Raw genomic sequence first — 13,960 nt, forward strand, 5'->3', positions numbered from 1 at the left:
TTTTTCCTCTCAGCCTGACGGTTTGTTAGAATAGGATATGGCGAATGAATGAAGCGTCCAAGGATGGAGGCGAAAAACCGATGGAAGTGAATCACGAAAAAATCGAACAAGCTGTGCGGATGATACTGGAAGCAGTAGGAGAAGATCCCGACCGGGAAGGGCTGAAGGAGACCCCGTCTCGTGTGGCCCGCATGTACGAGGAAGTTTTTTCCGGTATGCGAGAGGATCCGGAACAATATTTTTCCACGGTATTTAGCGAAGATCATGAGGAACTGGTTCTTGTCAAAGATATCCCCTTCTACTCTCTGTGTGAACATCACTTGGTTCCTTTTTACGGGAAAGCTCATGTGGGGTATATTCCAAAGAGCGGTCGCGTGACGGGGTTGAGCAAGTTGGCCCGGGCCGTGGAAGCAGTCGCTCGCCGGCCTCAGCTGCAAGAGAGGATCACCTATACTGTGGCTGATTCCATCGAAAAAACACTTCAACCCCATGGGGTTATTGTGGTAGTGGAAGCGGAACATATGTGTATGACCATGCGCGGGGTGAAAAAACCGGGCTCTCAAACAGTGACCTCTGCTGTACGGGGAACCTTTGCTGCGGATCCTGCTGCGCGGGCAGAAGCCTTTAGTCTTATCGGCATTGGTAAGTGACTGATTCGAATAAATAAAATCCGACATAAACCCTTGACAACGCCCCGTTAGCCGAGTATACTCGAAAGATGTCGCTTCGATGAACAGCCCAGCAACAGGGCGCGACGGGATATGTCGGGCTATGGCGCAGCTTGGTAGCGCGCTTGCATGGGGCGCAAGAGGTCGTCGGTTCAAATCCGGCTAGCCCGACCAGAGTAGAGGCTCTCCAAGCTTGGAGAGCCTCTTTTTATTGAATGAAAAAGGGGGAGTACTCTATGGACACGAAATTTGATTCGTATTTTGTGGTGAAAGCGAAAGAAAACGGTGTCAACGTCATCGGGTTGACCCGAGGGAAAGATACCCGCTTTCATCATTCGGAGAAGCTGGATGAAGGGGAAGTGATGGTGGTTCAGTTTACGGAACATACATCGGCCGTTAAAATACGGGGGAAAGCTACCCTCATGACCCCTTTCGGAACGATGGAGACAGAGGAAGACTGAAATCAGGCATCTTTCCCTCTCTCACAGCCATACAATGGTGACAGGATAGACGAGGGAGGGGATTTGGGTGGAAGGTTTGGCCCGACGCTTGTTCGCCTCTGTTTTTATCTCCTTGATGGCAGCTGCTCTTCTCTCGCTGTTACCCACGTTGGACAGGCAAAGTGGAGCAGGCGGGGAAACCCCCGTGTTCGGTCCGATGAAAGAACGAGTGGTGACTGATGAGAATCTGGCCGATTTTCTGCTGCAGCAACCGATTCAATTGCGGGTGGTTCATGTGGAGTGGGATCAGGGGGGAGTGCGACTCGACATGCAGCAGAGTGAAGGAACGGAAGCCGCTCTGTACCAGGATTTGCTCACCTTGCTGAAGGGATTTTTAGTTCGGACATCCAACGTGGCGAGCGTTGAATTGAATGCCGTCGCAGCAAACCATGGAACCAAAGTGACTGTTTACGCCAAACGGAGCGATATATCACAGGATCCGGGGATGAAGCAGGCGGAAAGTATGTCCGCACAGGCGTACTTGAAACGGACCTTCCACACGGTTCGTCATCCTGGACGTGCCGAATAGAACGGCATGTCGCTCTATGGAAATTATGTTATACTGAACGAGAATGTTTAAATCCGATAGTTTTCGGGGGGCGCCGTTATGAATTCGATTTCCAATGAGCTGGACCGGATCCGAGAAGATATTATCGAACAGGTTCGCTATCCTTTTATGGAGCGATATATCCACTTGCAGCATATACCGCAATCGTTTCTGCGGGTTCTGTATCTCATGTTGCGTTCCCGGTCGCTCCCCCAGGACCGGATTCACTTGTATTGTGTGACGGCTACTCTGATGCAAATGGGTCTGTCCATTCACGAGACCGTCACGACCCGTCGGGAAACACACCGAGACCGTATACGTTCCCGTCAGTTGACGGTTTTGGCTGGCGACTATATGAGCAGTCTTTTTTATCAAAACTTGTCCACCCGTGGTGAAGTCGACGGGGTGGCTCATCTTTCCAAAGCGATTTGTGAAATCAACGAAGCGAAGATGGAACTATACAATCTGGGAAATCAGTCGACGTTTTCCTGGCCTGACGTGCTTCGACTGACGAAAAAGATCTCAGGCGGGTTGGTGACTCAGTTATCCTATTTTTTTATGGATGAATCCGATGAAGAAAACGTCTGGGATCCGCTGGCAGAAAATCTCCTGGTGCTCACTGAATGGCAGAACTTTCCCGCTCCTGCCTCTGACATGATGGCTGGTGTTCCGAGCCACCTGATCCGCTCATTGGCGGCGGATACCTATCAGCAGGTGCGTCGGGTTCGTCCGCTGGAGGTACGCCATGCGTTGACGGAGTGGCTTCGGGAATCGGTGATGCCCCGCTTCGATGAATCCCTGGTGCGGGAGGGTTGAAAATTGCATACCGACGAATCAAAAACACAGTTTGTTCATCGGGTGTTTGAAAGCATTGCCAAGGATTACGACCGGATGAACACGCTATTAAGCTTTCGCCGTCATAAGAGTTGGCGAAAATTTGCTATGAAGAAGATGAATGTCCAGGCCGGAGACACGGCGATCGATGTCTGTTCCGGCACCTGTGATTGGGCGATTTCATTGGCTGAGGCCTCCGGTTCAGGGAGGGTGGTCGGCCTCGATTTCAGCCAAAACATGCTGCAGGTGGGCGAGGAGAAACTTCGTAAACGAGGCTTGGACAAGCAAGTGGAGCTGGTTTACGGGAATGCTATGGAGCTTCCCTATCCCGATAACACCTTTGATCACGCCACCATCGGTTTTGCCTTGAGAAACGTACCGGATTACCGGCACGTTCTCCGGGAGATGGCGAGGGTGGTCAAACCCGGAGGCCAAGTGGTTTCCCTAGAATTGTCCAAGCCCACTTGGCCACCGTTCCGTTCTGTGTACTACCTGTATTTCCAAAGGATCCTCCCTTTTTTGGGAAAACTGTTTGCTGACCGTTATGAGCAGTACCGATGGCTTCCCGAATCCCTTGTGGAATTTCCCGATTATCAAAAGCTGGCCCGCATCATGGAGGACGAGGGCTGTTTCGATCACGTTCGCGTGTATCCTCTGACAGGTGGGATCGCTGCGCTTCATATCGGGACCGTCGGCGATTAAATCCCTCGGATCACGGCGTTCCGGTATGGATGGAGGATGAGTTTTGCAAATCAGGGTGAATGGCATGAAGTTAGCGCAGATATACAAAAACCTGAGGAAAGACTTGCGGGAAATCGAACGGGAGCTGGAAGAATCCGTTCAGGCGGACCATCAGGATCTGAGCCGGTCCGCCGCTCATTTGTTGGAAGCCGGAGGTAAACGGATGCGGCCAGTGTTCGTGTTGCTGGCGGGGCAATTTGGCCGTTACGATGTGGAGCGGCTGAAGCGTGTGGCGGCTCCCTTGGAACTGATTCATATGGCGACACTGGTTCACGATGATGTGATCGATGATGCAGCGACCCGCCGGGGACGGGCTACGGTAAAGGCGAAATGGGATAACCGGGTGGCGATGTACACGGGGGATTTTATCCTGGCCCGTTCTCTCGATATCGTGACGCAGATCCAATCCCCCGAGGCGCACCGGGTTCTTTCCAACGCCATCTACCAGATGTGCAAGGGGGAGATCGAGCAGATTCGGGATTTTTATGATCCCGACCAGTCTGTTCTCCGATATCTTCATCGGATCAAACGGAAAACAGCTCTGTTGATGTCCGTCAGCTGTGAGTTGGGGGCACTGGTCAGCGATGCAGATCCCTCAGTGGTCCGGAAGTTGCGCTTGTACGGTTATTACGTGGGGATGGCTTTTCAGATTACCGATGATTTGTTGGATTTGACCGGGGATCAGACCAATCTGGGAAAACCGGCGGGAAGCGATCTGCGCCAGGGAAATGTGACCTTGCCTGTGATCGAAGTATTAAAGCGAGGCCCTGAGGAGGATCGGGAGAGGATTATCCGCTATCTTCATTCCCGCGGACAGGATGGCTCCCTTTCTGACATTATCGAGCGAGTTCGCCGCTCCAGGGGGATCCCCTGTGCACAAGAGCTGGCTGACCGCTATCTAAATAAAGCGTTGACAGTGTTGGAGGACTTGCCGCAGGGGGAGGCGAAGGAATCCCTCCGCTCCATCGCCCATTTCGTGGCCCATCGTTCCTACTGAAAGCGTTTGATTTGCCGCTATTGTTCTGTTAAAATTCGATTGATTTCTCCGGTTGTAGCAACCGGATCGATTACATAAGAAACAGGGATGGAGGCAACCGACATGGAAAAAACTTTTATCATGGTTAAACCCGATGGTGTCCAACGGGGTCTTATCGGGGAAATCATCTCCCGTTTTGAACGGAAAGGATTTCGGATGGAAAGTGGCAAGTTGATGACGGTTTCCACCGAATTGGCGGAAAAACATTATGCCGAACATAAAGAGAAACCCTTCTTCGGCGAGTTGGTCAACTTTATCACTTCCGGACCGGTGTTCGCCATGGTGTGGGCCGGTGAAGATGTGATTGCCACCGCCCGTCAGATGATGGGTAAAACCAACCCCTCGGAAGCCGCTCCCGGTACGATCCGTGGCGACTATGGTCTCACCGTGGGCAAAAACATCGTTCACGGCTCTGACTCTCCGGAAAGCGCTGAGCGGGAAATCCAACTCTGGTTTAACGAAGAGGAGCTTTCTTCTTACGAAAAAACCATCGATTCCTGGATTTATTGATCAAAAAACCCCCTTTCACAGGAGAAGGGGGTTTTTTCAAAGGGATTATAAATGGATCGCACAAAGAAATCACTCTTTCTCCTGTGCGGGTCCTGTGTTATCATACTGCTAACTTTACCCTAATACAGTAGGCAACTGTAGACATACCACCCAATGAGGGAGAGGACGGGATTAACGCATGCGCTATTTGACGGCCGGAGAGTCCCATGGCCCCCAATTGACGATGATTGTAGAAGGGCTGCCCAGCCGGTTGCCTTTTTCCAAAGAAGAAGTGGATAAACAGCTGGCACGACGGCAGAAAGGCCACGGCCGCGGCCGCAGGATGCAGATCGAATCGGATCAAGTTCAAATCGTATCCGGTGTTCGTTTTGGCCAAACGACGGGGGCTCCTTTGTCCATGATCATTGAAAATAAGGATTGGAAAAAATGGACGGAGATCATGAGCATTCATCCGGATGAGGAAAAGGCCACCAAGCGGCGGGTCTCTCGCCCTCGCCCGGGTCATGCGGATCTGAACGGAGCGATCAAGTATGGCCACCGGGATATGCGGGATGTATTGGAACGTTCCAGCGCCCGGGAGACAGCCGCTCGGACCGCTGTCGGCGCAGTGGCTCGACAAGTGTTGGAGTTTTGCGGAATTCGCGTGGCGGGACACGTGGTCCGGATCGGATCGGTGGGTACCCGTCGCCTGGAAGGGTGGACGGCGGAAGCGATCGCTGAGCAGTCAGAACAATCTCCAGTTCGCTGCCTCGATCCGGAGGCGGAGAAAGCGATGATGCAACTGATCGATCAGGCGAAAGAAGAAGGGGACAGCCTGGGTGGCGTCGTGGAAGTGGTGGTCGAAAACGTTCCCATCGGACTGGGTAGTCATGTCCACTGGGACCGCAAGTTGGATGCCCGCTTGGCCCAGGCTATGGTCAGCATCAATGCCTTTAAAGGTGTGGAGATCGGTATCGGTTTTGAAGCAGGCGAACGAAAGGGTTCCCAGGTCCACGATGAGATCCTATGGGCGGAGGAAAAAGGATTTCACCGGGCCAGCAACCGCCTCGGTGGTTTTGAAGGAGGTATGACCAACGGGGAGCCGATCGTGGTCCGGGGTGTGATGAAGCCGATTCCCACGCTGTACAAACCGCTTCGCAGTGTGGATATCGATACGAAAGAACCCTTTGAGGCCAGCATCGAGCGTTCGGACAGCTGTGCGGTTCCTGCCGCCAGCGTCGTGGCGGAAAATGTGATCGCCTGGGAGGTAGCCCAAGCTCTATTGGATACCTTCACAGCCGATACGGCGGAGGATTTGCTGCGAGAGGTGAACCGGCGACGGGAGGAGGCCCGTCATTTCTAATATGTCTAATATGAGAACATTAACGGTAGACACCCGTGCACGTTCTTATCCGATCTATGTCGGTGCTGGGCTGTTTAAACGGTTGCCGGATTTGCTGGAGGAAGCAGGTTGGGACAGCGGGCGTCCGCTCATGCTGGTAACCGATGATCGAGTCGGCCCTCTGTATGCGGATCAAGTGCAACGAGTGTTGACCGATCACGGTTACCGGGTGGGCTCCGTTTCCGTACCGGCCACGGAGCAATCCAAAACCCTGTCCCAGCTGGAGGAGCTGACCACGGCCTGTATTCAGGCGGGGATGGACCGCAGTGGGGGTATCCTGGCCCTAGGCGGTGGCGTCGTCGGGGACTTAGCAGGTTTTTTGGCCGCCAGCTACATGCGGGGGATTTCCTTTATCCAGCTACCGACAACACTGTTGGCTCATGACAGCAGTGTCGGGGGGAAGGTGGGGGTGAACCATCCCTTGGGGAAAAATATGATCGGCGCCTTCCATCAGCCGTCCATGGTGGTTTTTGACGTAGAGACATTAAATACACTGCCCGCCCGGCAAGTTTCCTCCGGTTATGCGGAGGTGGTGAAACATGCCTGGATCGGGGATGCCGATTTTGTAAGCTGGTTGGAGGAAAACAGGGACGGACTGACCAATCTGGATCCGGATCTAACGACCGAGGCGATTTTGCGAGGGTGTGCTGTCAAAGCCAAGGTGGTATCCCAGGATGAGGAAGAGGCGGGGCTGCGCGCCATTTTAAACTACGGGCATACCATCGGTCACGCTCTGGAGGCGGCGGCCGGATATGGAACTTATACCCACGGGGAGGCCGTTGCCGTAGGAATGGTGGGTGAGACCATGCTCGGGGAGGAACTGGGCCTCTGTGCCCCTCTTGCCGACCGGATGGAGGCCCTCTTACAAGCTTTCGGTCTGCCCACCCGCTTGAGAGCGGATGTGAGGGATGCGGAACTTTTGGAGTTGATGCGACGAGACAAAAAAGCACAGCAGGGTGCCTTCACCTTTGCACTTCCGCGGGAAGTGGGACGCGTAGAACGGGTTACCGGCGTGCCAGAAGGACCCCTTCAGCGAACCTTGGACCGATTGCGAGGGGACAGCGGATGAGTGTACGGGGGATCCGAGGCGCGATAACCGTCACGGTCAATGAGGAAGCCCCGATCCTCAGGGCGACCCGGGAGCTGTTAGAAACGATGGTGACCCAAAACAGTATTTTGCCTGAGGATGTGGCCAGTGTTTTCGTCACGATGAGTCCCGATTTGAATGCGACTTTTCCGGCCAAGGCGATCCGGACGCTGCCGGGTTGGGCGGCGGTCCCGCTGATGTGCTCCACGGAGGTGGATGTGCCGGGGTCACTCGCCCGCTGTATTCGCTTGATGGTGTTGGTAAATACGGATCGAGAGTCCACCGCGATTCAGCATGTTTATCTGGGTGAGGCCCGAAGGTTGCGACCGGACTTGGCAGAGGATTCAGGTGGTTGACAAGAAAAGGGTTATTCAGTAGAGTATACGTAAATTGAGAGCTGAGTAGAGACAAGAGATGAGTGGAGACAGATGAGCAGAGGAGAGCGGAGTCGGAAACGAACGGAGACCCGACCAAAGCCACTTTGCGCTTTGGTCTTTTTTGTTTTCCCCTCTAGTCCCTCTCTCTCTTCTCCCAAGGGAATTCTTGAGGAGGGAGACGATTCATGTATTATCCCCCGCTGGAAGAAGTACAGCAACTCGCCCGTACCTATTCCACCATCCCCGTTTTGAAGACGATTTTTGCCGATACGGAAACCCCGATCCGCCTTTATCAACGGTTGGGGAAGAAATCTTATTCTTTTCTCCTGGAAAGTGCGGAAGGTCGGGAGCGTTGGGGACGTTATTCCTTTATCGGAACGGATCCCTTTCTGATCTTCCGTTCCACGGGATCTCAAGTGGAGATCACAGAAAAGGGAGACAGCCACAAGCTGGAGACAGATGATCCCTTTGCAGTTTTAGATGAACTTCTTGCTCGCTACCATTCACCTTGTTATCCCGGTTATCCCCCTTTTCTCGGCGGAGCCGTCGGGTATGTGGGCTTTGACGCCATTACTCATCTGGAGCCCACCGTTCTCCGCGGCGGCCCCCCACGATCCGAGGATCTGCATCTAATGTTTTGCGATCGGCTGATCGTCGTGGATCACCTGAAACAGGAATGGACGTTGGTGGCTAACCTCCATGTCCCTTTCGATATGGAGGAGAAAGCAGTCACCTTAGCCTACCGGGAGGTTCTTCGGGAGCTGGATCGTTGGACAGATGAGCTGCTCGCAGAAGATCCATTCCCCTCCACCTTCCCTCCGGTCCTGCCTGATGAAAGAGAGATCGACTTCAGTCGCGCGATTCCCAATATGAGCAAAGAGGCTTATTGTGAGCAAGTAGAAATCGCCAAGGAGCATATCGCAAAAGGGGATGTGTTTCAGATCGTTCCCTCCCAGCGATGGGCTTGGGAAGGCCCTCCACCTTCCCTGGATGTGTACCGGGTGTTGCGGGTGTTAAATCCTTCGCCCTACATGTACCACCTCTCCTTAGGCGACGAAGAGGTGGTGGGCGCTTCACCGGAATTGTTGGTTCGCGTAACGGACCAAGAGATTGAGACCCGTCCCATAGCCGGTACCCGTCCCCGGGGGCGCACAGTGGCGGAGGACGAAGCGTTGGCCGCTGAGCTGAAGGCTGACGAAAAGGAACGGGCGGAACATGTGATGTTACTGGACTTGGGACGAAACGATCTAGGTCGCGTCTGCCGATATGGCACAGTTCAGGTGACGGAAGAGATGAATGTAGAGCGTTATTCCCATGTGATGCATATGGTTTCCCACGTCAAGGGTGAACTGATGGAAGAAATCTCCCCCTTGAAGGGATTTGCCTCCTGCTTTCCCGCTGGAACGGTGTCCGGTGCCCCGAAGGTGCGGGCGATGCAACTTTTGTCCCAATGGGAGCCGGACAGCCGGGGAATTTACGCTGGAGCGATCGGTTATTTTGGTTTTACCGGAAACCTGGACAGTTGTATCACGATCCGGACGATTCATTTTAAAGACGGAACGGCTCATATTCAGGCCGGCGGCGGGGTGGTGGCCGACTCGGTACCCGAAGGAGAATACGAAGAGTCCTGCAATAAAGCGCGGGGCTTGTTGCGAGCGCTCACCCTGGCCGAACGGATGTTTACTTCGGTGAATCGCTGAGATGAGAAAGGAGAGCGGAGCATGGTTCAGCAGAGCTTAGCGAAGTTGATTGAGCAGAAAGACTTGAGCCAAACGGAGTCTGAAGCCTTGATGGGAGCGATGATGGAGGGAAAGATGTCCGTTGCGCAGACCGCAGCCGCATTGACGGCCTTTCGCATCAAGGGGGAGACGGTGGAGGAGCTGACCGGTCTGGCTGCTTCCATGCGAGCCAAAGCTCGCCGGTTTCCCCGGCCGATGACCCACGCGGTGGACACTTGCGGGACGGGTGGTGACGGCGGTAAAACATTTAATATTTCCACGGCGGCTGCGATCGTGGCTGCGGCGGCTGGTGTGCCTGTCGCCAAACATGGGAATCGGGCTGTATCGGGAAAAAGCGGAAGTGCTGATGTATTGGAATCTCTCGGAGTGCCTACCCAGATGACCACTGATGAAGCGGAACGAGCGCTATTGAAAACCAATCTCTGTTTTCTGTTTGCCCCCCTGTTTCACCAAGCGATGAAGCATGTAGCACCGACCCGGAAGGAACTCGGTTTTCGCACCTGCTTCAACCTGCTGGGACCTTTGGCCAATCCAGCCGGGGTGACCCGTCAACTGGTTGGTGTATTTGATCCCGGATTGACGGAGCGGGTGGCTCAAGTCCTGCTCTCTCTTGGAGCGGAGCGGGCTATGGTGGTTGCCGGTCGGGACGGGATTGACGAGATCACTTTGAGTGACGAGACAGAAATCGGCGAAGTGAGGGACGGTCAAGTTCATACCTATCGGATCACTCCAGAGGAATTGGGATTACAAAGGGCTCCCATAGAAGAGTTAAGCGGTGGAGATGCGGAGGAGAATGCTCGCATCATTCGTTCCATCTTCCAGGGAGAGACAGGGCCTAGACGTGATGTAGTCTTGGCCAACGCTGGTGCCGTTTTGACCATCGCCGGAACCTCCACCTGCATCCAAGAAGGCATCCATATGGCATCGGATGTGATTGACAACGGTTTGGCTCAGGCTAAGTTAGAAGAGATGAGTCGGATTGGAGAGGAAATTTCCCATGTATCTTGATCGATTGGTGGAAGCGAAACGAGAAGAGATTCAAGGTCTGAAACGTGATTATGGGGACGGGGACCGGGAGCGGGCACTCCGTCTTCCTCCCGTCAAGTCCCTCGTCTCTGCCCTGACAAGTGACCCCAGTCGACCGGGATTGATTGCAGAAGTGAAGCCGGCTTCTCCCTCCAAAGGAGATATCCGTCCCGATGTCAACCCGGCGGAAACAGCCAGGGAATATGAGGCGGGAGGAGCTTCGGCGGTTTCGGTATTGACGGAACGGACGTTGTTTAAAGGGAAACTGGCCAATTTAAAACAGGTTCAGGAGCGAGTCGGCATTCCTGTCTTGAGAAAAGATTTTATCTTAGAACCGGTGCAGCTGGTGGAAAGTCGGCTGGCCGGGGCAGATGTTGTCTTGTTGATCGCCGCTCTGCTGAATGAGAAGAAGCTTCATTCCCTGGTGGAGGAGGCCCACTGGCTGGGCTTGGAGGTTTTATTGGAGGTGCATGAAGAATCGGAACTGCCTCGGGCGTTGGCCGCAAAACCCGACGTCTTGGGGATCAACAACCGCAACCTCCATACCTTTGTCACGGATCTAGCTGTCACGGAACGCCTTCGCCCTCGTGTTCCTGCTGGAATTCCCGTTATCGGTGAAAGCGGGGTTTTGTCCCGGAAAGATTATAAGCGACTGACCCGCGCCAAGGTGGATGGAATTCTTGTCGGGGAATATCTGATGCGGCAATCTTCCCCCCGGAAGGCGGCGGAAAGCTTGACGACAGGTGTTCGAGCATGAGTCGCACCTTTGTGAAGCTGTGTGGCTTACAAACTCCGGAGGATGCGGAAAAGCTGAATGGAGTCGATGCCGACGCCGCTGGTATGATCTTTGTTCCCGGGCGGAGACGGACGGTGAAAGGAAAACAGGCGGCGGCGATTGCGGCGCAACTTCCCCGTGGCATTGAAAAGGTAGGCGTGTTTATGGATCCTGCTGAGGAGGACCTGCGGGAGGCGACGAACCGGATCCCACTGGACTGGGTGCAGTTGCACGGCACCGAATCACCTCGACTCTGTCGATGGGTGAAGGAGGAGCTGGGAACAGCGGTGATCAAGGTGGTTCACGCCGGTCAGGCGCCTCCGGCGCCGGCGGAAGCCTACGCCGATCATGTGGATGCGGTCTTAGTCGATTCCGTATTAGGGAAGCAAAAAGGCGGCACTGGGCAGGTCTTTTCTTGGGATCTTCTGCGCACGGAACAGGCCCATTGGCGCGCCTTGGGGCTTCCTGTCTGGGTGGCCGGCGGTCTTACCGCAGATAATGTGGAAGGGCTTTTGACCGAACATGCTCCTGACGGGGTTGACACCTCTAGCGGCGTTGAATCCGAGGGGGTCAAGGATCGCAGCAAGATGAGACGATTTGTGGAGAGGGTGAGGAAGTATGACCGTCAACACCGCTGACGAGTTGGGACGTTTTGGCCACTTTGGCGGGCGGTTTGTCCCTGAAACGTTGATGGCGGCACTGACTGAATTGGAAGAGGCTTATCGCGAGGCGTTAGCAGATGATTTATTCCAGGCTCAGTTGCGCAAGCTGCTCCAAGAATATTCGGGTCGGCCCACGCCTTTAACACTGGCGGAAGGTTTGACGAAAGAGGCGGGCGGAGCTCGTATCTATTTGAAACGGGAAGATCTGAACCATACAGGGGCTCATAAAATCAATAACACCCTGGGACAGGGGTTGCTCGCCAAGCGGATGGGCAAACAGAAGTTAATCGCCGAAACCGGGGCTGGTCAACACGGAGTGGCCTCTGCCACCGTGGCTGCGCTTTTGGGTATGGAGTGCAAAGTTTTTATGGGGGAAGAGGATGTCCGCCGGCAGAAATTAAACGTATTTCGGATGGAACTTTTGGGAGCCGAGGTGATTCCCGTTACCTCAGGCAGCCGTACCCTCAAAGATGCTACCAATGAAGCGATACGCCATTGGGTTTCCCATGTGGAGGATACGTTTTACTTGATCGGATCGGTGGTGGGACCCCATCCCTACCCTGAGATGGTACGCAATTTTCAGCGGGTGATCGGGGATGAGACGCGAGCGCAGCTTCTGGAAAAAGAAGGACGTTTACCCGATGATGTGGTGGCTTGTGTCGGTGGAGGTTCCAACGCCATCGGTATGTTTACCGCCTTTTTGGAAGATGAATCGGTCCGGTTGCATGGTGTGGAAGCGGCGGGAGAAGGTCTGGAAACGAGGAAACACGCCGCTACACTGACCAAAGGAAGCCACGGGGTGATCCACGGTTCCCTCACCTACCTGTTGCAGGATGAATTCGGTCAGGTGACACCGGCCCATTCCATTTCGGCGGGGCTCGATTATCCCGGGGTGGGGCCGGAGCACGCTCATTTGAAGGAGAGAGGCCGTGTCCGCTACACCACCGCCGAAGATGGGGAGGCTTTGGAGGCGATTCGGTTGCTTTGTCGTACAGAAGGCATCCTGCCGGCCCTGGAATCGGCTCATGCGGTGGCGGAAGCCGTTAAAATTGCCGGAGAAAAAAGTCACGATGACATCGTGGTTATCTGTCTGTCCGGCCGGGGCGACAAGGATGTAGAGTCGATTCGCCAAGGATTGGAGGGGATGCAGGATGCGGATTAAAAAGGCATTTCAAGAAGAGGCTCGACGCCGGCTGATCCCCTTTATTACGGCGGGGGACCCAGATTTTGAAACCACCCTGGAGTTGGTGGGTTTGTTGGATGAAGAAAGGGTGACGGCGATTGAGCTGGGGGTTCCTTATTCTGACCCCTTGGCGGATGGCCCAGTGATCCAAGCGGCATCAGCCCGCGCTCTGGAACAGGGAATGAACCTGCCCCGGGTGTTGGAGTTGGCCGAAGCGGCCCGCAACCGCGGGGTGACAACCCCGCTGGTGCTGTTTTCCTATTATAACCCGATCCTGCGATACGGCTCTGAAGTCCTGATGACTCGGGCTGCGCAAGTGGGAATTGACGGCATGATCATCCCGGATCTCCCATGGGAAGAGGGAAGGGAGCTATCCCGCCAGGCCGCCGAGCAGCGGGTGGATTTGATCCCCTTGGTGGCCCCCACCTCCCGTGAACGGATCCAGCGAATCGTCTCCGATGCGAAAGGCTTTGTCTACTGTGTCTCCTCCCTGGGAACGACCGGGGTACGGAGCGACTTTGACCAGAAGGTGGATGCCTTTCTCGACACCGTTCGAGAGGCGAGTCCGGTGCCGATAGCCGTCGGGTTCGGTATCTCCCGCCGGAAACATGTGGATCGCTTCTTGGAACATGCGGACGCTGCTGTAGTGGGCAGTGCCCTGATCCGAATGGCTGAACAGCGGAAAGATGCCCTCACCGATGCGGACCGGCGTGAGGATGCGCTGGAAGAGATCCGTCAGTTTGTCCGTGAGTTGGCTGATGAGCGGTCGGTTTCAGTCTATCGGACGTAATCCTATGACAGTGGTTAAAGTCCGTCCTTTCGGGCGGATTTTTTCGTATCATCGGGGTTTGACGGTGTGTGGTAAGATAGAGGGAAAAGTTGAGGGGGAGGAAC

Annotated in this window: 16 protein-coding genes and 1 tRNA gene; all 17 read left to right on the forward strand. The window is 54.6% G+C overall.

Annotated features, from left to right (window positions below):
- Positions 1-80: 80 nt before the first annotated feature.
- The 17 genes from folE to trpA all read left to right on the forward strand — a co-directional run bounded on the left by folE (position 81) and on the right by trpA (position 13,856).
- A complete protein-coding gene (folE, locus tag BLP91_RS07615) occupies positions 81-650 on the forward strand; it encodes a GTP cyclohydrolase I FolE (protein WP_091569373.1) in 570 nt (189 codons plus the stop codon).
- A gap of 115 nt (positions 651-765) precedes the next feature.
- Positions 766-842 (forward strand) — tRNA-Pro (locus BLP91_RS07620).
- 62 nt (positions 843-904) lie between these two features.
- On the forward strand, positions 905-1,129 hold the full coding sequence (gene mtrB / locus BLP91_RS07625) for a trp RNA-binding attenuation protein MtrB (protein ID WP_091568502.1): 225 nt from the start codon (positions 905-907) through the stop codon (positions 1,127-1,129).
- Between the two features lie 67 nt (positions 1,130-1,196).
- A complete protein-coding gene (locus BLP91_RS07630) occupies positions 1,197-1,697 on the forward strand; it encodes a hypothetical protein (protein WP_091568507.1) in 501 nt (166 codons plus the stop codon).
- Between the two features lie 78 nt (positions 1,698-1,775).
- On the forward strand, positions 1,776-2,531 hold the full coding sequence (locus BLP91_RS07635; protein ID WP_091568509.1) for a heptaprenyl diphosphate synthase component 1: 756 nt from the start codon (positions 1,776-1,778) through the stop codon (positions 2,529-2,531).
- Between the two features lie 3 nt (positions 2,532-2,534).
- Complete coding sequence (locus BLP91_RS07640; RefSeq protein WP_091568512.1) at positions 2,535-3,251, forward strand: demethylmenaquinone methyltransferase; 717 nt, start codon at positions 2,535-2,537, stop codon at positions 3,249-3,251.
- Between the two features lie 43 nt (positions 3,252-3,294).
- A complete protein-coding gene (locus BLP91_RS07645; RefSeq protein WP_342670278.1) occupies positions 3,295-4,287 on the forward strand; it encodes a polyprenyl synthetase family protein in 993 nt (330 codons plus the stop codon).
- Positions 4,288-4,389: 102 nt separating this feature from the next.
- Positions 4,390-4,836, forward strand: coding sequence for a nucleoside-diphosphate kinase (gene ndk, locus BLP91_RS07650; protein ID WP_091568515.1), 447 nt, complete (start codon positions 4,390-4,392; stop codon positions 4,834-4,836).
- A 178-nt stretch (positions 4,837-5,014) separates the two neighbouring features.
- The gene (gene aroC, locus BLP91_RS07655) at positions 5,015-6,178 is read left to right on the forward strand and encodes a chorismate synthase (RefSeq protein ID WP_091568518.1); all 1,164 of its coding nucleotides are present in this window, start codon (positions 5,015-5,017) and stop codon (positions 6,176-6,178) included.
- A gap of 10 nt (positions 6,179-6,188) precedes the next feature.
- A complete protein-coding gene (aroB, locus tag BLP91_RS07660; RefSeq protein WP_091569378.1) occupies positions 6,189-7,286 on the forward strand; it encodes a 3-dehydroquinate synthase in 1,098 nt (365 codons plus the stop codon).
- A complete protein-coding gene (gene aroH, locus BLP91_RS07665) occupies positions 7,283-7,660 on the forward strand; it encodes a chorismate mutase (protein WP_091568520.1) in 378 nt (125 codons plus the stop codon). Before aroB ends, aroH begins: the two co-directional genes overlap by 4 nt.
- Before the next feature lie 206 nt (positions 7,661-7,866).
- Entirely contained in the window at positions 7,867-9,381 is a 1,515-nt protein-coding gene (gene trpE / locus BLP91_RS07670; RefSeq protein WP_091568523.1) for an anthranilate synthase component I, read from the forward strand.
- Between the two features lie 21 nt (positions 9,382-9,402).
- On the forward strand, positions 9,403-10,428 hold the full coding sequence (gene trpD, locus BLP91_RS07675; protein WP_091568526.1) for an anthranilate phosphoribosyltransferase: 1,026 nt from the start codon (positions 9,403-9,405) through the stop codon (positions 10,426-10,428).
- The gene (gene trpC / locus BLP91_RS07680) at positions 10,418-11,203 is read left to right on the forward strand and encodes an indole-3-glycerol phosphate synthase TrpC (protein WP_091568529.1); all 786 of its coding nucleotides are present in this window, start codon (positions 10,418-10,420) and stop codon (positions 11,201-11,203) included. The genes trpD and trpC overlap by 11 nt, the downstream gene beginning before the upstream one ends.
- Complete coding sequence (locus tag BLP91_RS07685; protein ID WP_091568532.1) at positions 11,200-11,859, forward strand: phosphoribosylanthranilate isomerase; 660 nt, start codon at positions 11,200-11,202, stop codon at positions 11,857-11,859. The genes trpC and BLP91_RS07685 overlap by 4 nt, the downstream gene beginning before the upstream one ends.
- Entirely contained in the window at positions 11,840-13,045 is a 1,206-nt protein-coding gene (gene trpB, locus BLP91_RS07690; protein ID WP_091568534.1) for a tryptophan synthase subunit beta, read from the forward strand. The genes BLP91_RS07685 and trpB overlap by 20 nt, the downstream gene beginning before the upstream one ends.
- Positions 13,035-13,856, forward strand: a complete 822-nt coding sequence (gene trpA, locus BLP91_RS07695) for a tryptophan synthase subunit alpha (protein ID WP_091568537.1) — start codon at positions 13,035-13,037, stop codon at positions 13,854-13,856. Before trpB ends, trpA begins: the two co-directional genes overlap by 11 nt.
- The last annotated feature ends 104 nt before the right edge of the window (positions 13,857-13,960 follow it).

Origin of the sequence: Melghirimyces thermohalophilus, from assembly GCF_900102685.1 — a bacterium.
Lineage (GTDB): Bacteria > Bacillota > Bacilli > Thermoactinomycetales > DSM-45169 > Melghirimyces > Melghirimyces thermohalophilus.

Excerpts from the sequence above, each read along its gene's own strand:
- folE (WP_091569373.1), top strand. The coding sequence starts at position 81 with ATGGAAGTGAATCACGAAAAAATCGAACAAGCTGTGCGGATGATACTG.
- mtrB (WP_091568502.1), top strand. The coding sequence starts at position 905 with ATGGACACGAAATTTGATTCGTATTTTGTGGTGAAAGCGAAAGAAAAC.
- BLP91_RS07635 (WP_091568509.1), top strand. The coding sequence starts at position 1,776 with ATGAATTCGATTTCCAATGAGCTGGACCGGATCCGAGAAGATATTATC.
- ndk (WP_091568515.1), top strand. The coding sequence starts at position 4,390 with ATGGAAAAAACTTTTATCATGGTTAAACCCGATGGTGTCCAACGGGGT.
- aroC (WP_091568518.1), top strand. The coding sequence starts at position 5,015 with ATGCGCTATTTGACGGCCGGAGAGTCCCATGGCCCCCAATTGACGATG.
- aroB (WP_091569378.1), top strand. The coding sequence starts at position 6,189 with ATGAGAACATTAACGGTAGACACCCGTGCACGTTCTTATCCGATCTAT.
- aroH (WP_091568520.1), top strand. The coding sequence starts at position 7,283 with ATGAGTGTACGGGGGATCCGAGGCGCGATAACCGTCACGGTCAATGAG.
- trpE (WP_091568523.1), top strand. The coding sequence starts at position 7,867 with ATGTATTATCCCCCGCTGGAAGAAGTACAGCAACTCGCCCGTACCTAT.
- trpD (WP_091568526.1), top strand. The coding sequence starts at position 9,403 with ATGGTTCAGCAGAGCTTAGCGAAGTTGATTGAGCAGAAAGACTTGAGC.
- trpC (WP_091568529.1), top strand. The coding sequence starts at position 10,418 with ATGTATCTTGATCGATTGGTGGAAGCGAAACGAGAAGAGATTCAAGGT.
- BLP91_RS07685 (WP_091568532.1), top strand. The coding sequence starts at position 11,200 with ATGAGTCGCACCTTTGTGAAGCTGTGTGGCTTACAAACTCCGGAGGAT.
- trpB (WP_091568534.1), top strand. The coding sequence starts at position 11,840 with ATGACCGTCAACACCGCTGACGAGTTGGGACGTTTTGGCCACTTTGGC.
- trpA (WP_091568537.1), top strand. The coding sequence starts at position 13,035 with ATGCGGATTAAAAAGGCATTTCAAGAAGAGGCTCGACGCCGGCTGATC.